Annotated in this window: 18 protein-coding genes and 3 pseudogenes; 14 read left to right on the plus strand and 7 right to left on the minus strand. The window is 71.8% G+C overall.

Going from position 1 to position 21,092, the window contains the following annotated elements; translation table 11 throughout:
- Positions 1–167 precede the first annotated feature (167 nt).
- Entirely contained in the window at positions 168–773 is a 606-nt protein-coding gene (locus KUM32_RS19685; RefSeq protein WP_217143244.1) for a TetR/AcrR family transcriptional regulator, read from the minus strand.
- A gap of 222 nt (positions 774–995) precedes the next feature.
- Between KUM32_RS19685 and KUM32_RS19690 the strand changes: the two genes are divergently transcribed.
- The 7 genes and pseudogenes from KUM32_RS19690 (at position 996) to KUM32_RS19720 (ending at position 7,164) form a co-directional block, all read left to right on the plus strand.
- Positions 996–1,748: an SDR family oxidoreductase gene (locus KUM32_RS19690; RefSeq protein WP_217143245.1), complete on the plus strand. Its 753-nt coding sequence runs from the start codon at positions 996–998 to the stop codon at positions 1,746–1,748.
- Between the two features lie 47 nt (positions 1,749–1,795).
- On the plus strand, positions 1,796–3,148 hold the full coding sequence (locus tag KUM32_RS19695) for an FAD-binding oxidoreductase (RefSeq protein ID WP_217143246.1): 1,353 nt from the start codon (positions 1,796–1,798) through the stop codon (positions 3,146–3,148).
- Between the two features lie 361 nt (positions 3,149–3,509).
- Positions 3,510–4,505, plus strand: a complete 996-nt coding sequence (locus KUM32_RS19700; RefSeq protein WP_217143247.1) for a YdcF family protein — start codon at positions 3,510–3,512, stop codon at positions 4,503–4,505.
- A 307-nt stretch (positions 4,506–4,812) separates the two neighbouring features.
- Positions 4,813–5,022, plus strand: a pseudogene (locus KUM32_RS43595) (sigma-70 family RNA polymerase sigma factor); the annotation flags it as partial.
- Between the two features lie 154 nt (positions 5,023–5,176).
- The gene (locus KUM32_RS19710) at positions 5,177–5,359 is read left to right on the plus strand and encodes a hypothetical protein (RefSeq protein ID WP_217143248.1); all 183 of its coding nucleotides are present in this window, start codon (positions 5,177–5,179) and stop codon (positions 5,357–5,359) included.
- 212 nt (positions 5,360–5,571) lie between these two features.
- Positions 5,572–6,144 (plus strand): hypothetical protein, encoded by a 573-nt coding sequence (locus KUM32_RS19715; RefSeq protein WP_217143249.1) that lies wholly within the window; start codon positions 5,572–5,574, stop codon positions 6,142–6,144.
- Between the two features lie 519 nt (positions 6,145–6,663).
- Positions 6,664–7,164: a ricin-type beta-trefoil lectin domain protein gene (locus KUM32_RS19720; RefSeq protein ID WP_217143250.1), complete on the plus strand. Its 501-nt coding sequence runs from the start codon at positions 6,664–6,666 to the stop codon at positions 7,162–7,164.
- 246 nt (positions 7,165–7,410) lie between these two features.
- Here KUM32_RS19720 and KUM32_RS19725 read toward each other — a convergent pair whose 3' ends face one another.
- Positions 7,411–8,565 (minus strand): hypothetical protein, encoded by a 1,155-nt coding sequence (locus KUM32_RS19725; RefSeq protein WP_217143264.1) that lies wholly within the window; start codon positions 8,563–8,565, stop codon positions 7,411–7,413.
- A 54-nt stretch (positions 8,566–8,619) separates the two neighbouring features.
- Between KUM32_RS19725 and KUM32_RS19730 the strand changes: the two are divergent.
- Positions 8,620–9,594, plus strand: a pseudogene (locus KUM32_RS19730) (IS701 family transposase); the annotation flags it as partial.
- 464 nt (positions 9,595–10,058) lie between these two features.
- Positions 10,059–10,220 (plus strand): hypothetical protein, encoded by a 162-nt coding sequence (locus tag KUM32_RS19740; RefSeq protein WP_217143252.1) that lies wholly within the window; start codon positions 10,059–10,061, stop codon positions 10,218–10,220.
- 336 nt (positions 10,221–10,556) lie between these two features.
- Here the strand turns inward: KUM32_RS19740 and KUM32_RS19745 are convergent, their stop codons facing one another.
- Positions 10,557–11,342, minus strand: a complete 786-nt coding sequence (locus tag KUM32_RS19745) for a GNAT family N-acetyltransferase (RefSeq protein ID WP_217143253.1) — start codon at positions 11,340–11,342, stop codon at positions 10,557–10,559.
- A 295-nt stretch (positions 11,343–11,637) separates the two neighbouring features.
- Here KUM32_RS19745 and KUM32_RS19750 point away from each other — a divergent pair, with 295 nt between their 5' ends.
- Complete coding sequence (locus KUM32_RS19750; protein ID WP_217143254.1) at positions 11,638–11,940, plus strand: hypothetical protein; 303 nt, start codon at positions 11,638–11,640, stop codon at positions 11,938–11,940.
- Between the two features lie 410 nt (positions 11,941–12,350).
- The gene (locus tag KUM32_RS19755) at positions 12,351–13,025 is read left to right on the plus strand and encodes an FMN-dependent NADH-azoreductase (protein ID WP_217143255.1); all 675 of its coding nucleotides are present in this window, start codon (positions 12,351–12,353) and stop codon (positions 13,023–13,025) included.
- Between the two features lie 27 nt (positions 13,026–13,052).
- Here the strand turns inward: KUM32_RS19755 and KUM32_RS19760 are convergent, their stop codons facing one another.
- Complete coding sequence (locus tag KUM32_RS19760; RefSeq protein WP_217143256.1) at positions 13,053–13,949, minus strand: class I SAM-dependent methyltransferase; 897 nt, start codon at positions 13,947–13,949, stop codon at positions 13,053–13,055.
- A gap of 47 nt (positions 13,950–13,996) precedes the next feature.
- Here KUM32_RS19760 and KUM32_RS19765 point away from each other — a divergent pair.
- Positions 13,997–14,559: pseudogene (locus tag KUM32_RS19765) on the plus strand (helix-turn-helix domain-containing protein).
- 75 nt (positions 14,560–14,634) lie between these two features.
- On the opposite strand, the gene KUM32_RS19770 reads toward KUM32_RS19765, so the two are convergent.
- From KUM32_RS19770 to KUM32_RS19780, 3 genes are all read right to left on the minus strand, one after another.
- Complete coding sequence (locus tag KUM32_RS19770; protein WP_217143257.1) at positions 14,635–15,126, minus strand: hypothetical protein; 492 nt, start codon at positions 15,124–15,126, stop codon at positions 14,635–14,637.
- 226 nt (positions 15,127–15,352) lie between these two features.
- Positions 15,353–15,844 carry a MarR family winged helix-turn-helix transcriptional regulator gene (locus tag KUM32_RS19775; RefSeq protein WP_217143258.1) on the minus strand — a complete coding sequence of 164 codons (492 nt, stop codon included), beginning with the start codon at positions 15,842–15,844 and terminating at the stop codon, positions 15,353–15,355.
- A 217-nt stretch (positions 15,845–16,061) separates the two neighbouring features.
- Complete coding sequence (locus KUM32_RS19780) at positions 16,062–17,069, minus strand: zinc-binding dehydrogenase (RefSeq protein WP_217143259.1); 1,008 nt, start codon at positions 17,067–17,069, stop codon at positions 16,062–16,064.
- 465 nt (positions 17,070–17,534) lie between these two features.
- Here KUM32_RS19780 and KUM32_RS19785 point away from each other — a divergent pair, with 465 nt between their 5' ends.
- On the plus strand, positions 17,535–17,819 hold the full coding sequence (locus KUM32_RS19785) for a hypothetical protein (RefSeq protein ID WP_217143260.1): 285 nt from the start codon (positions 17,535–17,537) through the stop codon (positions 17,817–17,819).
- The gene (locus tag KUM32_RS19790) at positions 17,816–20,266 is read left to right on the plus strand and encodes a histidine kinase (RefSeq protein WP_217143261.1); all 2,451 of its coding nucleotides are present in this window, start codon (positions 17,816–17,818) and stop codon (positions 20,264–20,266) included. The genes KUM32_RS19785 and KUM32_RS19790 overlap by 4 nt, the downstream gene beginning before the upstream one ends.
- The last annotated feature ends 826 nt before the right edge of the window (positions 20,267–21,092 follow it).

The raw sequence follows: 21,092 nt of genomic DNA on the forward strand, positions 1-21,092 counted from the left end.
CTGGCACTCTCCTCCGCCGTGCAGCCGCCCGCACCAGATCCCGCTCGGGTCGGTCGGTCACAAGGCGCCGTGGCCCAGAGAGAGCCTGATCTAAACGCCCCCCGCTACCCGGCGCGAGACAGAGGCCGGCCGGAACCGAAGGACACTTCAGGCGGCGAGGCCGCCCGTCAGTCCAGCAGGATGCCGCGCAGAACGGTGCTGAGGTGCCGGATGAGCTGTTCGTCCGGCATCTCAGCCAGCGGTCCGCTCCTGAAGACGTACCGGGAGAACGTCACCCCGATGAGATAGGCGCCCGCGGATGCCACCCGCTCCTCCAGATCGGGGCCGGGAATCACCTGCCGGTACATCTCTAGACTGTCCAGCTGCATCGCGGTGAACAGCCGTCTGGCAGTTTCCTCCTCCGAGGCCATCGCACGCAGCATGGCCACGAACGGGTCGCTGCCCGCGCTCTCGGCCATGCGCCGAACGTAGGACCGGGCGATGCGCGTCGGCAGGGACTTGGGATCACCGGCCACTTCGGCCATGAGCGTGCGCGGGCTGGGGACGGCGGCGAGGAACAGTTGCTCCTTGGACGTGAAGTGCCGCAGGACCAGGCCGTGGGTCACTCCGGCCCGGCGTGCGACGTCGCGGACGGTGGTCTTGGTGTAGCCGCGCTCGGCGAAGGCGGTCCGGGCGGCTTCGAGGATCGCGGCCCTGCTCGCTTCCGGGTCCCGCCTGCGCTTCTTGGCCGGAGCGGGGTCCTGGTCGCCGGGATTCGGGGGTGACGTGTCCATCATTCAAGTGTACATGCGGTCATCAGTTAGCTAGCCGATTGGTTACTAAGTGAGCGCAACGAATCGGTCTAGCGAACGGGAGGTGCCTTCTCTTCGTCATGAAGCACTCTTCCAGGGGATGACCACTTGGATATTAATGGCAAACGAGATACGCTCACTAATGACCAGTCGGTCACTAGAGTTGTCGGCCTTCGGCCCGGCGTACAGAGAGAGGATCGCCCCATGAGCGACATCAACGAGCACCGGCCGCTGTCCGGGCGGACCGTCCTCGTGGCGGGCGCGACCGGCGGCATCGGCGAGGGAGTGACGCTCGCGCTGCTGCGCCAGGGAGCCACTGTCGTGGCAACCGGCCGCAGTGAGGAACGGCTGGCCGGTCTCGCCGCCCACCTCGGGCAGGCCGGACCCGGCACCCTGATCACCCGGGCGGTCGACGTCGGTGCCGCCGACAGCGACAAGGTGCGCGCACAACTGTCGTCCCACGGCGCGCTCGACGGCGCCGTCATCTCCATCGGCGACTGGGGCAGCCCGGAGCGCACCGGCATCCTCGACACGTCCGACCGGGAATGGGAGGACATGATCGCGTCCAATCTGACGAGCCACTTCCACGCGCTGCGGGCGCTCACCCCGCTGCTGTCCCGTGACGGCGCTCTGGTGCATCTGAGCGGCTTCAGCGCGGAGATCCCCTACCCGTTCGCCGCCCTCGTAGGAGCCACCAACGCGGCGAAGAAGTCGCTGGTGCGCTCGCTGGAGGCGGAACTGAACGGTGCGGGCCCGCGCGTGTACGAACTCGTCATCGGCCCCATCCGCACCCGCCCGCGGGCCGCGGTCGGCGCGGACCACCCCGGCTGGCTCAGCGCCGAGGACCTCGGCAGCCACGCGGGGCGGCTCATCGCCGGCAGCGGCCCGCACGCCGACGCCTCGCTGCAGTACCTGGTCACCCGCGCCCACGGCGTGCGGACCACCCCGCCCCAGTAACGGACACATGCCGATCCCCGTCCCGTACGGAGATCGCGGAGGCAACCATGCGCACCACCGACAGTTCACCACCGGCCTCTCGGCTTCCCCTGCCCAGCCCCCTCGCCGCGCTCGCGGTCCGGCCGGGAGACAGCGACTACGACGACGTGCGGCACACCTACACCCGCACCGGATCACCGGCCGCGGTGATACGCGCCCGCGGTCACGAGGACATCGCGGCCGCCCTGGCCCACGCCCGCACCGCAGGGATTCCGCTGACCGTACGCAGCGGCGGCCACGGCATCAGTGGCCGTTCCACCAACGACGGCGGCCTCGTCGTCGATCTTTCCGCACTGAACGCCGTGCAGGTGCTCGACGCTCAGTCGGGCCTGGTCCGCGTGGAAGCGGGAGCCCGCTGGGGAGACGTCGCGGCACAGCTCGCGCCGCACGGGCTGGCCCTGTCCTCCGGAGACACCGGCGACGTCGGGGTCGGCGGGCTGGCCACAGCCGGCGGCATCGGCCTCATGTCCCGGCTGCACGGTCTGACCATCGATCACATGAGCGCCGCCGAGTTGGTCCTGGCAGACGGCTGCCACGTGCGGACCGACGCCGGTCACGATCCGGACCTGTTCTGGGCGGTGCGCGGTGCGGGAGCCAACTTCGGGGTCGCGACGGCGTTCGAGTTCCAGGCGCCTTCCGTCGGCGACGTGATCGCCGTTGTCACCCTGTTCGACGCCACGGACACCGCCGCGTTCCTGGCCCGGTGGGGGGCCGCCGTGGAAACGGCGCCCCGAACGGTCACCAGCTTCTTGACCGTCATGGCGGGTCCCGGCGGACAGCCCGTCGCCCAGGCGATGACCGTGTACGCGGGGGCGGATCCGCAGTCGGCGCGCGAGGCGCTCGGACCCGTTCTGTCCGCCGGACCCGTGCTGCGCAACCAGGCCTACGTCACTCCGTACCACCAGCTGCTGCCGGCCACGCACGCGGCGCAGTACGCGCAGCAGCCGCTCACGGTGTCGCGGTCCGGGTTGCTGGAGCACATCACCGAACCCGCCGCCACCGCCGTCGCCGCGCTGCTGGTGGCGGGGCGGGCGCCCATGGTGCAGCTGCGGTCCGTCGGCGGAGCGGTCAACGACACGCCCCCGACGGCGACGGCCTACGCGCACCGCACGCAGAACTTCTCGCTGATGGCCGCCACCCTGCCGGCCGGGCGCAGCGCCCTGGACCGGTCCTGGGAACAACTCCGCCCGCACCTGAACGGGCTCTACCTGAGCTTCGAGACGGGCACCGGGCCACGACAGCTGCGGGACGCCTTCCCCGCCGCGGTGCTGGACCGGCTCAAACTCCTCAAGTCGCGCTACGACCCCGGCCACGTCTTCGACAACAACTTCGCCCTGCCCTCGGCGGACCTTCCCGGCTGACCCGGCCCCGGCGGCACGACGCCGCCGGGCGAGGCGTCAACCGCCCTCGGACAGGGGGTGTCCGTGCCCGGGCGGTGCCGTGAGAGGGGCCGGGCGCGGGGCAGTCTCCGGCTGCCGGGCGACCGCCGTTGGGACGGCGCGGACCGGCCCTCCGGCCGGCGCCGGTGCTCCGGCCGCCGACCGGGGCCGGAAGGCGAGGGTCCGCCCCTTCAGGCCCATTCCGCTCCGGCACGCTTCCGCTCGAACCGGCGGCCTTCTTCCGCCGTAGATCGGTGCGACAACCACCTCCCTACGTGGCGGCTCCGTCCGCAGGGCGGGCGCCCGACGCCGTGCGAGGTGCCGATGCCCCGGAGGGTCCCCGATGCTCCTTGTCCTCACAGCGGTGTGTGCTCTCGCCTTCGTCGCCGGAGCCCTCTACGACCTACGGCGTTTCAGCAACGCCGTCTTCCTCGGTCTGACCTTGCTGCTGCTGACGCTGCAGGCGATGCTGACCGCGCAGAGCAACAGCGGCTCCCATACTGTGGTGATCCTGTCGGAGCTGATGCTGGTCGTGCTGGGACCGGTGGTGCTCACCAGTTTCCTCCTCGCCAACGGCGTCCGCATGCTGCGCAAGGAGGGAGGCGGCCTCGGCAACCGCCTGTCGTTGCTGGCGGGTCTGGGCGCCCTGTTCCTCACCGTGCAGACGCTGACGGCACTGGCCCTGGACCTGCCGCAGCTCTACATGGTCAGCGGCGCCCTGCTGCTGCCCGCCGCCTATTTCGGGTTCCTGTTCTCGTGCTTCCTGCTCTACGGCCACCTCTACGGCCGTCTGGGGACCCGCGGACGACTGGACTACATCGTCGTGCTCGGTTCGGGCCTCGTCGGTGGCAGCCGCGTCCCTCCCCTGCTCGCCAGCCGCCTGGACCGCGCCCACGCCTTGTACCGTCAGCAGATCGAGCGTCACGGCAGCACCCCCCTGCTCGTCACCTCCGGGGGGCAGGGGCCTGACGAGGACCTCCCCGAAGCGCACGCCATGGCCGGTTACCTTGTGGACCACGGCGTCCCCGACGAGCACATCCTCCGGGAGGACGCCTCCCGCACCACCGAGGAGAACTTGCGCTTCAGCAGGAAGCTCATGGAGGCGACCGGTTCCGACTACCGGTGCGCCATCGTCACCAACAACTTCCACGTCCTGCGCGCCGGTTTCCTCGCGCGCCGGGTGGGAGTGCGGGGGCACTCGCTGGGCGCGCCGACCGCGAGGTACTTCCTGCCCAGCGCCATGCTGCGCGAGTTCACCGGTGTCGTGTGGAGCGCGAAGTACGTCCACGGCATCGTCTGCTTCCTGCTCCTGGGCGCCTACCTGGCCACCTTTTCCTGACGCGCGCCCACCCTGCGCATCCTCATCGCGCACCGCCGCACCGGTTCCTCATCACCCACCCGCCTGACGGGTCCGCGCCCGGCCCGTCCGGGCCACCGCGACGAAAGGAAGCCATGCCCCTCTCCACCGCCGAGTACACGACATCTGCGCAACGCACCACGGGGACGTCCTGAGCCACGTCCGTCGGCGCGCGCACGCGACGCAGATCGACGACATCGCCCTGGAGGCCTTCCGCACCGCCTGGCAGAGGTGACCGGACGTGCCCACGTACCCCCTCGCGTGGCTGCTCGGCGCGGCACGCGCCGTGATGCTGAGCCGGGCCCGGGAGACACGCGGGTCGTCGGGGCTCATCGTTCACATCCGGCAGTGGGACGAGCCGCAGCCGGGCGACGGCGGTGATGCCCGGACCGGCGACCCGGCAGGGACCGTCCATGCCTGGCAGAGCCTGGGCGAAGCGGATCAGGAGGTCCTCTCGCTGCACGTGTGGGAGGGGCTCTCGAACACCGAGGCGGCCTGCCTGCTCGGCTGCACCCCGACCGTGTACGGGGTGCGGCTGCGCCGTGCCAAGTGGCGCCTGGCCGGACACCTGAGAACCTACGCGCGACCCGGCGCACTGCCGTCGCCGCGCCCGGAGCGGTCGCACCGGTCGGCCACGTCCCTGGCCCCGGGAGATGCCTGTGAAGGAGGACCCGTCCCGGTTCCTGGCTGCCCTCGATGCCGCGCCGCGCCAGGATCCCACCCCCGGGCAGCGGGCGCGTCTGCGGGAACTGTTCGACGAGATCGGTCCGGACGCCACCGCGCCGGAGCGCGCGCCCTCTCCGCCGCTCCGCAACCCGTCGGCACGGCGGTCGTGACAGTCGGTGGGCGCACGCCGGGCGGTTCTCCGCCCGGGGCTGGCGGCCGTCCCGCAGGGCCGCCACCGCCCCGGTCCGGACGCCGCCGCGGCAGCGTGCGGCGAGCAGGCGGCTTGGCCGGGCCGGACAGTGCCGTGAACCGGTCGGGGCGCCACTCCGTCATCACGGAGTACGCACCGTCGGCAGGGCGGTGCGACGAGGAAGGGAGCGACATGATCACCTGGCGTACCACGGCCGTTGCCCTCGCGGCGGCCACCGTGCTGTTGGCTTCCGCCTGCGGCTCGGGCGGAGACTCGGCCGCTAGCAAGCCGTCGCCCACCGCCACCGCGGAGCAGTCGGCCGCCCCCGAATCCGGCCAGCCGTCCGAGGAGTTGCGCGTGGCCGTGAACCCCGAGCTGGGTCCCCTGGTCACCGATGCCAAGGGCTTCACCCTCTACCGGTTCACCAAGGACAGCCGGCAGCCGTCGAAGTCGGTCTGCGAGGACGCCTGCGCGAAGACGTGGCCGCCGGTCCCGGCCGAGGGCGTCACCCTCCCAGCGGGCGTGCCCGCCTCCCTGCTGGGCAGTGTGAAGCGTCCCGACGGCATCGAGCAGCTCACGCTGGGTGGTATCCCCGCGTACCGCTACAGCAAGGACGTACGGCCCGGCGACGTGAAGGGCGAAGGTGTCGGCGGCACGTGGTTCGCCTCCCTGCCGAAGGAGGGCATCCCGGGCCTGGAGGACGCCCTCGCCCGCTACCAGGAGAGTGCGGGCGACGCTACGAATTTCACGGCACCGGCCCAGTAGCTCCCGCCAGAGAACCGGCCGGGCATCCAACCGTTCGTCCGGCTGGTGCGTAGACACTATGGCGGGGCTGACCCGCCCCGGAGGCCGCCTCGGACCCCTGCGACCCCCTGCAGGTCGTCCGAGAACCGCTCCGGAGGCCGGCTCGGACGCCTCATCCCCCGACGGGTGTCCGAGCCGGTCCCGCAGGCGGGCCCGGGCGCTGCGGAGTCGTGCGCGCGGCGTGAAGAGGCGGAGGTCAGGAGCCTCGGGTTCACGTCGGTGGCGTAGACGCTCCGCGTCGTCCGGGCCCTTGCGCGACGGGGCGTCCGGGCCCTTGCGCGACGGGGCGTCCGGGCCCCCGCCGCCCCGGGCGCTCCGCCCGCCGGTGCGACCGCCCGCCATGCGCTCGCGTACAAGTATCCGACCGGTACGGTCCACGGTGAACCGGCACCCCTGTGACGGCGTAGCACTTGTGCCGCGCGGAGTTCACGTCCCGCGCGGAGCCGCCCTGATGAGGGCCCCGTCAACAGGAGGTGGGACATGCGCAAGACAACGGTATCCCTGGCTGCAGCCGGCCTGATTCTGGCCGGAGCCGCCCCGGCGACCGCCGGAACGGAGCAGGGCACCCAGGTGGTGAGCCGGATGTTGCTCGCGAACGGGTACACGAGTCTGTGCCTGGGGGTCCAGTCCGCGGGACCGCGCGTGTTGCAGAAAGTCTGCTCGCTGGCCTCGGAGGGGATCCACTGGACGGTTGACCAGCCGTTCGGTGATGCCGTAGCCGTGTACCGGATACGCAACGACGAGCACGGCATGTGCCTGGACAACGACAACACGTCGGTCTTCCTGGCCCCGTGCAATGCCGCGCAGGACGCGGGGCAGTTGTGGCGCTTCCCCGACGGCTCGTACGGCCGGGTCGAGGCGTATGTGAACGGCAAGGTCCTGACGGGCTGGTCCGACGGGGCGGCCAGTCTGCGTTCCTGGTCCCCCTCGGACGCCGACCTGTCGCAGAAGCAGAGGTGGCGCCAAGTGCCCCGTCCCTGACTCCGCTCGCGCCGTGCGCCCGCTCCCGCCCCCGGGGGCCGGCGCGCTCCAGGGTCGTGTACTGCCCGTGGGCCGCAGTGCAGATCGGGGGTAGGCGAGGGCGTGCCCGGGAGCCCGACGTGCTCGGCGTGGCAGACATGTCCGCGGAGCTGGAATCCGCGAGCGCGTCCTCGGTCCGTACCAGGGGCGGCTGCCCGTGGTCCTGCGGGGTCTTGCCGCTGTGCTGACCACTCGCCTGCGGGTCCGTCATCGGTGGTGCGGCGTAGGGACGCGACTCAGTCGCCCTCGTACCGTACGGCAGCAGAGAAGGAGACGCGGACCGGTCCGAGACGTGCGACGACGGGGTCGTGCCGCGCACGGGTTGCGATATGCCAGGCTGTCCGGGCCCCGGCACGATCGAGGACTGTGAGGGTGGCGCGGTCGGAGGGTGGGACTGATCCGCGCCACCATCCAGCGCGGCCCGCCGCTGTCTCGCGCGCTCGAGTGCCCACTCCAGGTGCTGCGCCGGCAGGGGGGCACGGCAGCGGACTGCTCACGCCCCGCGACCTCGTCGAACGATGTGCCAGGCTCGACCAGTGACGGGACGTCATGCTGGGCGGAGGCGGGCCCCAGCTCCGGAAGGGCCCTGTTGATGCGGTCTCCCATGTCTCCTGGGGCTGGGGACAGTGTGGTGGAAGTGCCAGCAGTGGTCGTGGCTGTCCACACCGGGGCGGTGTGGCCGCTGGTCGCGGGCAGTAGCGCGATGCGGGCCCTGGGAGCGCCGTGCTTCGATGCCTCGTCGAGGAACAGGGTCGACGGCACGTTCACGGTGATCGACTCCGGGCCGCCGAGCTCTTGCGCGACCTGCTCGCGCGCGCTGTCGGAGATCGCGTCGAAGTCGGTGAGCAGCAGCACCCGCGAGGGCGGCTGTCCCTTGGCCGGCCCGGCGGCCCGGGTCGCGGCCAGGTCCTGGCACAGGCGCCGGCCGAAGGCCGGCGGCGTCTCCCAGTAGGTGAGGTCCTGCCGCTCGTCGTAGACGGCGAACAGGCCATCGGCGAAGTAGCAGACCACTGTGGCTACGCCGTCGAGACCGAAGAGCAGTTCGCCCAGCGTATGGCTGTGCCACGGCCGGGCCGCGGCACGCGGAGCCCCGGCGACCGGGCCGGTATGCGCCGAAGCCCCCGGCCGGTAGGCCTCGTTCGGCGTCGACGCCACGTACGAAGTACCCAGTACCGGTGCGGCAAGAGCCGACGATCGGAATGCGCGGTCGCGCCGGTCGAAGTAGCACAGGCCCACGGAGCGCTCGCCGCCGATCGGGTCCGGGCGCAGCCCGGCCGGGACCCGCGCGCCGCGCGCGGCGGAACGTTCGACCAGCCAGTCGGCGGGGCAGGACGCGAACCGGAGGCGGTAGGCGAAGCGCACCCGGTCACCGGCCGGGCCCTGGGGGTAGGACGACCTGAACCGCCCTCCTTCGCCGACGACACGGGGTTCCTCAAGGACGGAAGCGCCTCGGCATGTGTGTCGCGGCAGTACACCGGAACAGCGGGCAAGGTCACCAACTGCCAGGTCGGCGTCTCGCTCCACCTCGCGTCCGATCACGCCTCTGCGGCGGTCAACTGGCGGCTGTTCTTGCCCCAGACCTGGGATCCTGCCTCGCCGAAGGCCGATGCGGACAAGGTCGCCCGCCGCACCGCCTGCGGCATCCCGGACGATGTCGGGCACGTGGAGAAGTGGCAGCTGGCCCTGGACATGCTCGATGAGACGCGTTCCTGGGGACTCGAGGTACCGCTGGCCGTCGCGGACGCCGGATACGGGGACGCCGCCGCGTTCAGGCACGGACTGCAGAGCCGCGGCCTGAATTACGTGGTGGGGATCTCCGCCACGCTCTCCGCCCAGAGCGCCGACGCGGCGTTGGTGGCCGAGCCGTACTCCGGGATGGGACGCCCGCCGGTGGCGAAGTATCCCGACAAGCCGCGGTCGGTGAAGGAACTGGTCATCGTGGCGGGCCGGAAGGCGGCCAGGCCGGTGCAGTGGCGGGAGGGCTCCCGGCCCGGCACCGGCCGCTCGGGCCGCAAGCGGATGTACTCCCGCTTCGTGGCCTTGCGCATCCGGCCTGCCGGACGCGAGGTCCGCCAGCACATCGACGGCCCGGAACTGCCCGCATGCCGGCTGCTGGCCGAATGGCCCGCCGGCGAGAGCGAGCCGGTGCGGTACTGGCTGTCCCCGACCTGCCCCCCCGGCATGCCCCTGACCACACTGGTCCGCCTCGCCGAGCTCCGCTGGCGCATCGAGCACGACTACCGGGAGATGAAACAGGTCCTGGGACTTGCCCACTTCGAGGGCCGCACCTGGACCGGCTGGCACCACCACGTCACCCTCGTCTCCGTCGCGCATGCCTTCTGCACACTGCAACGACTGGCACGAGCCCCAAAAGACGCGGCGCAGGTCTGAGCCTCTACCAGGTCGTCCGCGAGCTGCAGACACTCCTCGCCCTCTGGACCGGCGCCTGCCCCACCTGCCACCGCGACATACCCACCCACTCCGAACCTGACCAAGCACTACTAGGAGGTGTTTGGGGTTCGGATCATGCGGTTGAGATGAGGTGCTTCAGCCCCATGAGCGATCCCCGGAGGTGAAGTCCTGCCTCGTAGCTCTCGGGCGACTTGTCGTAGCGGGTGGCGAGCCCGCGCCAGGTCTTGATCTTCTGGAAGCAGCGCTCCACAGTATTGCGCTGCTTGTAGCGGTGCGCGTCGAAGGCCGGTGGCCGGCCGCCAGCCGAGCCCTTCTTCCGGCGATTGGCAGCCTGGTCGTCCTTTTCTTGACTGGAGTGCCGAGCCCAGTCGGAACTGGTCCTGGAACTGGCCGCGGGACTGCTGTTGCAGGACCACCGCAACCGAGGCAAACGCCACCGGGCCGTGGACACCACCTACTTCAAGGCGGTGCCCACCCAGCAGGCCGCCGCTGAGCGGCTGGGGCTTCCCTTCAGCACCTGCCGGCGCCGCCTGGCCGCCGGCATCGACGCCACGGTCGGCATCCTCCGGCGCCACGAACTGAACGAGGCGCCACTGAGCAGCTGACACGGTGACGGGACCTGAGTGGTTTCCGGCCGCCGCGGGCCGTGGCGCCCGGTACGGCAGTGACGGACAGGTCCGCGCCCGGGCCCGGTGAAACGTCCCTTCCCCCCGGTGCGGGAGGGGCACCGGGGGAAGGGGGTCGAAGTCGCCGGCGCGACCCGGTCCGCCGCACAGTGGTGGACGAGACGGACGACGGGGCCGCGGCACTGCCCGGCGCCCGCCCGGGCCGCAGGCGCCGCGCCCGCGACGACAGCCGGAGGGCGCGGCAGGCACATGCCGGGCCGCCCGTGCCCGGGGCGGCGGACGGGCGGGGTGTTCTTCGGGCGGCGGGCGGCCGGATCACCGGCTGAAGGCGGTCCAATGCTCGGCGGTGCGGAAGCCCATGCCCAGGTAGACGGGGAGCCCCGCAGGGGTCGGGTGCAGGTAGGCGGCGCGGGCACCGTCGATCCGTGCCGCGCGCAGAACGGCGGCCGTCGCCGTCCGTGCGTATCCGCGGCGTCGGTGTTCGGGCGGGACGGCGATGTTGAACACGCCGACCAGTCCGTCGAGGTGGACGCCGAACGAGGAGGCCACGGGGATGCCGTCTACCTCCGTCACGTAGGCGTGCATGGCCGGGTGGTCGAGCACCGCTGGGGTGGCGAACCGCGCGAAGATCTCCTGCGGGGCCTCGAAGCCGGCTGCCACCAGGCGAAGGAACATGGCGGACTCGGTACCGGTGAGCGGGCGGACGACGACTCCGTCGTCTGGGCGGAACGCGGCGTCCGCATCACTCAAGTCGCGCGTCATGAACGTGATGTCATGCCGCTGGCCCAGACCGTGCGCACCCGCCTCCTTCTCCAGCAGCGGGTCGGTGTCGCGCCCCCGCACCTGGATGCTCCACGGGAGGTCCCCGAAGGACTCCGACCGGATCTGGGCTGCCACCGCCTGCGGATCGGCCGGCACGTCCGTGTGGAAGACGCCGTTGAGCAGTGCCATCGGCACGCCGGTGACGATCCGGGTCGTGCTGCCCGTCCGGACCGCCTGCCCGTCGGTCTGGGCCGTGGCGAGCAGGGCGTACGCCCGGACGCAGGCGATCGCAGCCGCGTCCGTGAGGTGAGGGTCGGCCGGAGCCGAGTTGTCGATCATGATGGAACCTTCCTCACGCGGGGTGTCCGGGACGCCGGACCGGGCTGCGACGGGCTTCGACGCCGTACGTGACCGGCGTCGGCAAGGCAGGGCGGACGCGGTGGCCGCCTGCGCCGCGGGGTCGTACACCGTGTCGGGGCACCCCCGCATCCCATTGAAACGGCTCGCGTGCCGGAAGGGTTCACTACCCGGCCGCTGTGGCTGCCGGTGAACCGAACCGCGCTCCGGAACGTGACAAGCGAGGCTTAGTGCCGGGCAGCCCAGCCAGGCCGGTCTCCAGGAGGCAACACCCGACATGCATCTCAACGTGCCCGCTTTGATGATCGTGGTGCCCACACTCGCGGTGGGCATCCTCCTGTTCGGGCGGGGCCGGCCGGGTGGCCCCTGGTGGATGGTGCCCGCCGGCGCGCTCGTGGCGCATCCGCTCGCCCATCTGCTTGTCAGCCGTGACGAGACGGTCGACGATTGGCTGCGCTGGTCCTTTCAGCTCGCCTGCGGAGTCGTTGTGGCCAGCTTGCTCGGTCCGGTGTACCGGCGGCTGCGTGTCCTCGAGGACAGATCGACTGCCCCGTCTGAGCGGCACCGCCTCGCCGCCTGATCCGCGTCGCCGGACGGTCACGGGTTCGGCCTGAGCCGACCGGCTGCCGTTTTGCGGATCAGGGGCAGCAGCGCCGCGATCGGCGGAATGCCGCAGGCGCCCGCGCGGAGGACCACTGTGGTCCGGGTGCCGGATCACTTCCCGGCAGCAGGGGTCCTGCCGCCGGGTGGTCCGTACCGTCCGGCACCAGATCGGGCCCGAGAGCGACTCCCGAGCCGGCGGCGACCAGACCGGGAACCGCCTGCGGAACGGCGATGCCAGACAGTCCGTCCGGGACCGGCCCGGCCTCGGCGCACAGGTGCGGGCCAGGGGGCGGTCAACGGCCAGGGCGGGATACGTCCGGTCGGTGAGTTTTCGTACGTCCAGCAGCACCGTCAACTTCACTTACACCTGAGGGGAAAGGAAGCCTCATGCCCACCCTGCTTCACATCGACTCCAGCCCGCGTCCGGAGTCGGTCTCGCGTGAGATCTCCCGCGAGTTCGCCCTTGCCTGGCGCAGCAGCTCGCCCGAGGGGACCTACGTGTACCGCGACCTGGCAGCCGACCCAGTGCCGCACATCGACGCCCCTCAGATCGCGGTCATGCACCGTCTGGAGACCGAGGGCATACGCGACCTGGAGACCGCCAGGAACGCCGCGCTTCCCGGAGCGGAGGCGCACAGCTGGGCGGTCGCCTGGCCGCTGGTCGAGGAGCTGCTGGCCGCGGACACGATCGTCCTCGGTGTTCCGATGTACAACTTCTCGGTGCCGTCCACGTTCAAGGCGTGGTTCGACCGGGTCCTGATCGCACCGCTCATCGTCGACCCACAGACCGGCGAGGGGCCGCTGAAGGGCAAGAAAGTCGTCGTCGCCTCGGCGCGGGGCGGCGCCTACGGTCCGGGCACCCCGCGCCACGACTGCGATCACCAGGAGCGCTACCTGCGCTCGGCGCTCGGCATGATCGGCCTCACCGACGACCTGACCTTCCTGCACGCCGAGATGACCAAGTCCGCACACGTGCCGCGACTCGCCCGGTTCAAGGAGATGGCGACCGCCTCGCACCAGACGGCGATGGACGGCGCGCGGGAGCTCGCCGCCCGCGACTGACGCACGAGGCTTCGTCCGCCGCCGGTCTCAGGAACCGGCGGCGGACAGGCGCGCCGCCCACAGCTGACGGGTCGAGCGCACCTGGAGGTCATCGCGGTGCCGCACATCGTGCGGGCCGCCGTCGAGGAGCGTGTCGAGTGCGGCGACGTCCGCCGCTTCGAGCCGGTCGGCCACGGCGCTGCGCACCCGCTCCAGAACGAGATGGGCATAGCGCCCGGTGGCCGCGGGCAGGGGAGCAGTCAGTTTCAGCTGCTCGGTGCGTTCCGCCTCCACGATGTAACCCGCCTGCCTGAGCAGCGTGCCCCAGTCGGCGCCCAGATGCGGCACCTGCTCGGCGTGCAGGGCGCTGAGGGCCTCGCGGCAGCGGGCCTCCAGGCCAGGCCGCTCGGCAACGGCCTCCTCGGGCAGGAAACGCGGCATCCCGTCCATCTCGGAGACGGCCAGCAGACCTCCTGGACGCAGCGCCGCGCGGACCGAGGAGAGCGCTGCAGCCGGATCGTCCAGGTGATGCAGGGAGGACGCGGCCCAGACCAGGTCGGCACCTTCGATGCCGGGCAGCTCTCGTCCGGCGTCAGCCCTCAGGGTGCGCACTCGCTCCCCGAAGCCGCGTGCGCGGGCCTTGGCCGCGGTCTTGGTCAGCATCGCGGGTGAGGTGTCGACAGCGGTGACCGTGGCGCCGGGAAAGCGTTCCAGCAGTGCGAGGGTGCCAGTGCCGCTGCCCGCTCCCAGGTCGACGATTGCGGTGACGCGGTCATCGAGCAGACTTGCCAGTGAGTCCAAGGCGGACGTCAGGTGGAACCCGAACAGTTCGGCATCCAGGTCGAGTGCCTCGGCGAGGGCGTCGGCCGCGTCCGCGGCGTGTCCGTGACCGTGCTCGTGGTGGCCGGGGCCGGCGTGGGCTGAGGGGGAGGTGTGGAGAGCCATGTGGCCAGGCTAGATGAGATATGCCGCGGACGCATACGAAGTTGCGTATGAAGCAAGAAACTGGTGATCTCAATAGTCTCGTACGCATGCGCATCCGTGCGCTGCGGGCCGCGCACGACTGGTCGTTGGACGAACTGGGTGCTCGTTGTCATGTCAGCCCCTCCACCCTCAGTCGCATCGAGACCGGTCACCGTCGCATCGCCTTGGACCAGCTGACCGTGATCGCCCGCGCACTGGGCACTTCTCTGGATCAACTCGTGGAGAGCGGTACCGAGGACGTGATTGCGCACCCCACCCGAGATGCCGCCCGCGGGCTGCTCCAGTGGGCCCTCAAGGGGGACACGGGCCTCACCGTGGCCCGTATGCGCCTGACGGAACCGCCGCCCGAGCAGCTGTCCGCCCTCAAGGCGCACCTGGGCCGGGAGTGGTTCACCGTCCTGTCGGGGACGGCCCTGCTGCTCCTGGTGAACGGCGCCTGCGGGTCGAGGAGGGGCAGGCGGCGGAGTTCTCCACCATGCTTCCGCACGCGCTGGGGGCCACTGAGGGCCCGGCGGACGTCCTCGGTATCTTCGACCGTGAGGGACGCCGCAGTCACCTGCGGGACCGCTGACGGAGGGTTCGGTGGGCCGGGCGCGGCGACCGGGCCCGTTTCCGACCGGTGCCGCGTCCGCTCCTGTCCGCCCGTTCAGGAGGCGGTCGAGTCCCTCAGGATTGAGTGGCCCTGCAGCGGGGTCTGCTGCGTGTCCGCCACGGACCACTTGCGGCGCAGGGCCGCCACGACGGGCGGGGGCGACAACCGGGCGAGGACGTCCCGCAGCGAGGCGAGCCACTGCTCGGCCGACCACTCCGGCTGGCCCCGCTCGGCGAGGTATCTGTCGAGGAAGGTGACCAGAGCGGGGTCCGCGTCGGCGAACAGGCGTGACAGCAGGGCGCACAGGTCGTCCACCGCGGACTCGCTGCCGTCGGGCAGCGTCAACTGTTCCACACCGCGGCGCAGGCACCGGAAGGTCGAGCCGTCGCTGTAGGGCTCGACGACGACATGGCCGCGGTAGACGGACTGGGGGTAGCCGACGGTGTCGAGGAGGTGCCAGAAGAGGTAGTCGTCCGCTCCCGGCAGCTCGTTGAGCAGGGTCGTCAGCGTGAGTTTGAGAGCGGGACGGGAGGTGGTGTCGTGCATGGGAACCGCCTGAGTGAGAGGGCTTGTATCGCCGGACACAGTGCTGGGGGGGGCGGAGCCCCGCCCACCGCGCGGTGTGATCCCGCGTGAACCGGGAGCCGCTGGGGGACGGCCGACCGTGATTGCCGTGTTCGACCGGTTCTACGACGTGGTTCCCGTTTCGGTTCACTGCGCCTGTCCGGACCCGTGTCGGGGGCATCAGTGTGGACGAGCGCCGCGCGGGCGGTCAGGCAGCCGTGGCCGGGGCCTCGTCCGGGGTCTCCTGAGGCGGGCTGGCCAGCTCGTACAGGACCCGTACGAGGTCCTCGTAGGCGGACGAGAGCGGGGGACGTTCCGCGCGCACCGCCTCGGCGACGTGCCGGGCGGGCTCCCGCAGTGCTTCGGCCTGCCGCGTGGCGACCACCTCCACGAGCCGCTCGTCCCATCTCGCTCGCCGCCGGCTGACCAGGCCTGCCTGCTCCATCCGCCTGAGCAGGGGGGAGAGGGTTCCGGAATCGAGGTGCAGTTCTTCGCCCAACTGCTGTGAGGTCACGGCGCCGTGTTTCCAGAGCACTTGCAGGACGAGGAACTGCGGCTGGGTCAGACCCAGTCCGGCCAGTCGCGGCCGGTACAGGGATGCCGACGCGCGTGCGGCGATGTACAGGGCGTGAGAGAGCGGATCCTCGGGAAACGCACCTGCTTCCGGCTCGTGCCGTGGTCCGTCCTGTCGGTGAGTCATGGCCATGCCTTCGTTGAAGCGTCCCGGAGAGGGCTCTACAGCGCTCAACGCCTGTGCCGTGCCTCCGGTTCATTCCGCATCGTCCGCCCCTGCCCTCCCGTCCGTGCCCCCGGCGGTCGCGGTGCGGGCGGGGAGCGCGGACGGCGGGGCAGAGGGGGTGTGCGGCCACGCGCACGCCTCTGCCATGGCGGTGACTCAGGTCACGGGACGCGGTGCGTCACTCGAAGACGACCAGTGGCTTCGCAGGCAGTTTCGTCAGCGCCTGCGGAAGGTCGGCGAAGGCCACGGTGACGGAGTAGGCGGGCAGGGGGTCCACCTGGCCGGTGGAGAGCAGGTCGAGCACGGCCGGCAGGTGTGGACCGATGTCGGGTCGGCTGGTGCTCAGGGTGATACCGGTCATGTACATCGTCATCAGGGGCAGCGGTACCGGGTCGAAGTAGATGCCGACGCTGTGGCAGTGCCCTCCGGGAGCCGTGGCCCGCACGGCCGCCGTCAGGCCCTCGGGGGAGGCCGAGGCGTCGACTGTCACCGGGAAACGCTCACGGCCGAGATCCTTCGCGTCCGCCACGGTCCGGGCTCCGTACCCGGCGGCGATCTCCTGCCGCCGCGCGTCCGTGTCGAGGTAGACCACCTCTGCGGCGCCGAGGGCGCGGGCGAACGCGCATGCATAGAGCGCGTGGGTGAGGCCGCCGGTGACCAGGACCGGGCTGCCGGGGCGCGTGGTGAGGCCCGCGGCCACGGCGGTGTAGGCGTCGGTCAGGCTGTCGGATGCCGCCGCCGCGGCCGCCGGTTCCAGGCCTGGGGGCAGGGGCACCAGGTTTGCGGCGGCCCAGGGCACGCGGAGCAGTTCGCTGAACATACCGCCCCAGCGCCCGCCCAGGGGCAGGCCGAACATTGCGAAGTCGGGTGTGCTGGAGCAGTGCGTCGGCCGTCCCGCGCCGCACTGCTCGCAGATGCCGCACGCGATGTGCCAGGGGACGACGACGAGGTCACCGATCTTCAGCCCGGCGCAGTCTTCGCCCACCTCCACTATGCGGGCGACGCACTCGTGCCCAAGGTCGTAGGGCCCCGCGAACGGGGTGCGGCCCGCGACCGCGGCCCGGTCCAGGTCGCAGGCGGTCGCGGCGACCGGCGCCACCAGCGCCTGGTCCGGTCGCTCCAGGGCGGGTGCCGGCGCGTCACGCCAGCGCACCTCGCCGGGACGTACGAACTGCAGAGCCTTCATAGCCTCTCCCGTCTATGTCTCGTCGGCCGCCCGGTGACGGCCGGCGGGGGTCCACCCTCGCGCAACCGCGCCCGCCGCCGTTCGTTTCGGGCCAACCGGGCCGTGCGGCGGACCGAGTGCGCGACAGTGAACCGGATCGGCGGTCCCGCCGTTGCAGAGGACGACGGCTCCGCCGTGCACCACCCCGACAGGAGTAGCGAACATGACAAGAACATCCCGGCGGTCGACGTGTCCCCTGTTCCTGGGGGCCGCGGCGGTCGCGCTGTACCTGACGGGACGGGGTCTGCTGCGTCGCGCCGTGGGGCCGGTGGACCGCCTCGCCGACCTCCCTTCCGCAGTCGGAGCGCTGATGACCTGCAACCTGAGGCCCCGCGGGGGATGCGGACAGTGAACGCGACAGCTCCCGGCGGCATGCCGCGCCCTCACACGAACGGCCGAATCGCACCGGCGGCACAGGAGGAGAAGATGGACGGCACCACGGTTGCGGACCGGCACCCGCTCCCGGGCCTGCGCACCGGGGACCGGGTGACCGTCACCCGTGTCCTGACCGACGGACGCGAACTGGCGTTCCGCGGCACGCTGGACCTCTCAGGACCGCACGGCGGTTTCACCGTCACTGGCGAGGACCTGACCACCGGACTGCGCACCACGGGCCACTTCCTCGCCGAGGACGCGGCCTACGGTGTGCGCCAGCGGGTGGAGAAGTACCCGCTTGCGGACGGAACCGAGCCTGAACCGGCAGCCGTGTGACCCCACCGTCCCCACGACTCTCTCTGTGGCAGACCCGGCGAGGGCAGTACCTCCGACGCTGGGCCGTCCCCGGCCTGCTGACCGCGGCCCAGGCGAGCCTGTGGAGTTCGGAGATCCCCTCTCCGGCACCGCGCACCCCGGCGGCTCTGGCCGTCGCCGTCGCCGTCCTGCTCGCCTCGGTCCTCTTCCTCGGCGCCCGCCTGCGCAACCCCGAACGGGCCCTCGCCGGCGTGCTGCTGGCCGCCGCGGTGGCCTACCTGTGGCAGGGCCAGGTGCATGCGACCCTGGTGGAGACCGAGTGCGTGCTGGTGGCGCTGTACTCCTGCGCGGTCCGGCTGGATCCCCGCCGAAGCCTGTCGGCGGCGGCCGTGGCGACGGCGGGCCTGGCCGCGCTCCAGCCGCTGACACAGGACACCGGCACGGCCGGTCTGCTGCTCGTCGTAACCCAGTGCGCCGCCGCGGTCGGCGCCGGTCTGACCAGGCGGCACTGGCGTGACGAGCGCCTGCGCAGCAGCCAGGAGATGGGCCGGGCGGCCACTGAGGAACAGCAGGCGGCCGCCGCGGAACGCGACCGCCTCGCCCGCGAACTGCACGACGTCACCGCACACCATCTGACCTCGGTCGTCGTCACGGCGGACGCCGCAGGCCGACTCGGTGAGCGACGTCCCGAACTGGTGGTGGAGGCGGCCGAGTTCTCCGCGCGCACGGGCCGAGAGACGATCACCGCGCTGCGCCGCCTGGTCGCCCTGCTGAATTCTGAGCAGGAACCCGACTCCGGGCTGACCACCGCCGACATCGAACAGCTCGTCGCGGGGTTCAGCAGACTGGGACGGCCCATCGTCGTACGGCTGGCACCCGACCTGGCGGGACTGGCCGCGACCGCCGCCCACGGCATCGTCCGCGAGGCGCTCACCAACGCCCTGCGCTACGCACCCGGGGCCGCGGTTTCCGTGCGGGTGGAGCGCGTGGGGACGGACCTGGAGGTGGAGATCGCGAACGGCGCCCCCCGCCTCTCCCCTTCCCACGGGGTCTCCTCCGTCGGCTCCGGCCGGGGACTGGCCGGTATGCGGCAGCGCGCGGAATCCGTGGGCGGAACTGTCTCGGCCGGCCCGGACGACGATGGGGGCTGGGTGGTCCGCGCGTCCCTTCCGGACCCCTCCGGACCGCTCGCGCCGCCCGACGCGCGGCGGCGTAACTTCCCGGCAGAGCAACGGGCCGCCGACGCCGCCGTGGCGGGCGCGGTGGCCTGCGCCGCGCCGGCGGCGGTGACGCTCCTTGCGCCCGGCTCGGCGACGGCCTGGCTGACGGCGGCCTTGTGCGTCGTCCAGGCCGTCCCGCTGCTGTGGCGGCGTCGTGCCCCGTGGGCGGTCACCGTGGTCTGCCTCGTCACCGCCGTGCCGTACCCCGCGCTCACGATGCTCGGGGTGGCCGCCGTGCCGGCGTGGGCGCCGCTGGTCTGCGGCATGCTGGTCGGATCGACCACTGTCTACGCCGTGGGCGCCTACGGCCGGCAGCCGACCGGGCCCTCACGCCTCGCGCGGGCGGTTCCCACCTGGCCGGCCGTGCTCCTCACGGCTGCCGTACACACCGTACTGGTGACAGCGACAGCACTGGCCGACGGTGACATCGACGGGTACCGGGCCGACATCTTCGCGGGGACCTACATCACCCTGCTGGTGGCGGCCGGGCTGGTGACGGTCCTCGGCGCGGCGGGGACGTCCGGCTGGGCGGTATACCGCTACCGCCTGAGGGTGGTGCTGCGCGAGGACGGCGTCGTGCAGGCGTCGAGGTGGCAGAAGGAGGCCGCGGCCCACGCCGAGCGGGCCCGGATGGCAGCAGGACTGGAGAAGGCCGTGCTGCACCACACGGGCGAGATGATCGCGCACGCCGAGAACGGCCGGCTGGAGCAGGTTGCCGATGAGGCCCGCAAGGCGCTGGCGGGCATGCGCGCGCTTCTCGACGGGCTGCGGCGGACCCAGCAGGCCGCCGCACTCGCGCCCCAGCGCACCACCGCGGACCTGGAAGTCCTATGCCGGGAAAACCGTGCCCGGGGCCGACCGGTGGTGCTGCACCGCTCACCGGGCGCAACGGACGAACTGCCCGGCGACGTCGACCTCGCGGCGTTCCACATCGTGGAGGCCTGTCTGAGCGCGGCGGGAAGCGGCACGGTACACGTGACCGTATGGCGCGAACCCGGCATGCTGCGCATCGCCCTGGCCGGTACCGGCCTGTCGGCACGCAAGGCAGCCCGCCACATCGGCACGCACTGTGCCGCCGTCCACGGCGGGCTGCTGGTCGCTCCGGACGGCATCGTCTACATCTGGCTGCCCGTGGGCCGGCTCGGGGACGCGGCGGGCGTCCACGGCACACCGCAGGCCGTTCCGGACCCGGCGGGCCAGACGCCGACCCCACCGGTTGCCGCTCCGAGTTCCGCCGACGGTCTCTGACGGCGGAAGCCGCAGGGGGGACGGCCGGTTGAGGGCACGTCGACGGCCTCCCGGACCTCGGGTATTTGGTCGGACCGGGCCGGGCGGGCCAGGTCTCTGCCGTGCCGTTGCCGCCCCGCGTTCCGCGGACGGGTTCCTCGGCGCATGCTGCGGTGACGCGGCGGGCGTCCACGGCACACCACAGGCCGTTCCGGACCCACCCGCCTGCCTTCCCTGAGCCTTGCTTCACCGGGTTCCGCCAGAGGCGCGGGTCCGGACGCCAGGCGGGAGTTCCTCCTGCGTAGGGGGTGCGTGTGTGGGGTGTGGTGTCAGGGTGTGTCGCGTAGTGGTGCGAAGGCCGTGTCGTAGAGCCTGTCAGCTGCGCGGCGTAGGACGAAGTTGCGGAGGGCGGGGGTCAGGCCGGCGATTCCCGCGCCGACTATCAGTGTGTGATATGAGCCGGGCATGTCGTCCTTCGTGTTTCTGTGTCGGGTGGTGTGGTGGGGGAGTGGGTCATGGGTGGTGGGTGTGTGGGGGGCCGGTGGGTTCGGTCCGTCGGTGTGTGGGTGTGCACCGTGTGCGGCGGGTGTCGGGTGAGGGGTGGTTGCCGCGGGGTTTTCGCTGTGTGGTTGCTGTGCGTCGTTCGGGGGGTGGTGCGGGTGTGGGTGGTGTGGTGTCGTCGGGTGGGCCGCTGTCCGGGCCGAGCAGGGACAGCAGGCTTGCTGTTTCCCTGAGGTCGTCGTAGACGTGCCGGCATTGCGGGCAGTGCTTCAGATGGGCCGTGACGGCGGCTGTCCGGGGGTGGTGTCCCCGGGTCAGGACTTCGACCGAGACGTCGTATCTGAGC

The organism is Streptomyces sp. AC627_RSS907, from assembly GCF_019049165.1.

What these genes read in the sequence shown, in the direction of transcription:
- KUM32_RS19775 (WP_217143258.1), bottom strand. Translation starts at nt 15,844, where the DNA reads ATGACTCACCGACAGGACGGACCACGGCACGAGCCGGAAGCAGGTGCG.
- KUM32_RS19780 (WP_217143259.1), bottom strand. Translation starts at nt 17,069, where the DNA reads ATGAAGGCTCTGCAGTTCGTACGTCCCGGCGAGGTGCGCTGGCGTGAC.
- KUM32_RS19750 (WP_217143254.1), top strand. Translation starts at nt 11,638, where the DNA reads ATGCATCTCAACGTGCCCGCTTTGATGATCGTGGTGCCCACACTCGCG.
- KUM32_RS19720 (WP_217143250.1), top strand. Translation starts at nt 6,664, where the DNA reads ATGCGCAAGACAACGGTATCCCTGGCTGCAGCCGGCCTGATTCTGGCC.
- KUM32_RS19695 (WP_217143246.1), top strand. Translation starts at nt 1,796, where the DNA reads ATGCGCACCACCGACAGTTCACCACCGGCCTCTCGGCTTCCCCTGCCC.
- KUM32_RS19755 (WP_217143255.1), top strand. Translation starts at nt 12,351, where the DNA reads ATGCCCACCCTGCTTCACATCGACTCCAGCCCGCGTCCGGAGTCGGTC.
- KUM32_RS19745 (WP_217143253.1), bottom strand. Translation starts at nt 11,342, where the DNA reads ATGATCGACAACTCGGCTCCGGCCGACCCTCACCTCACGGACGCGGCT.
- KUM32_RS19715 (WP_217143249.1), top strand. Translation starts at nt 5,572, where the DNA reads ATGATCACCTGGCGTACCACGGCCGTTGCCCTCGCGGCGGCCACCGTG.
- KUM32_RS19685 (WP_217143244.1), bottom strand. Translation starts at nt 773, where the DNA reads ATGGACACGTCACCCCCGAATCCCGGCGACCAGGACCCCGCTCCGGCC.
- KUM32_RS19760 (WP_217143256.1), bottom strand. Translation starts at nt 13,949, where the DNA reads ATGGCTCTCCACACCTCCCCCTCAGCCCACGCCGGCCCCGGCCACCAC.
- KUM32_RS19770 (WP_217143257.1), bottom strand. Translation starts at nt 15,126, where the DNA reads ATGCACGACACCACCTCCCGTCCCGCTCTCAAACTCACGCTGACGACC.
- KUM32_RS19700 (WP_217143247.1), top strand. Translation starts at nt 3,510, where the DNA reads ATGCTCCTTGTCCTCACAGCGGTGTGTGCTCTCGCCTTCGTCGCCGGA.
- KUM32_RS19710 (WP_217143248.1), top strand. Translation starts at nt 5,177, where the DNA reads ATGCCTGTGAAGGAGGACCCGTCCCGGTTCCTGGCTGCCCTCGATGCC.
- KUM32_RS19690 (WP_217143245.1), top strand. Translation starts at nt 996, where the DNA reads ATGAGCGACATCAACGAGCACCGGCCGCTGTCCGGGCGGACCGTCCTC.
- KUM32_RS19785 (WP_217143260.1), top strand. Translation starts at nt 17,535, where the DNA reads ATGGACGGCACCACGGTTGCGGACCGGCACCCGCTCCCGGGCCTGCGC.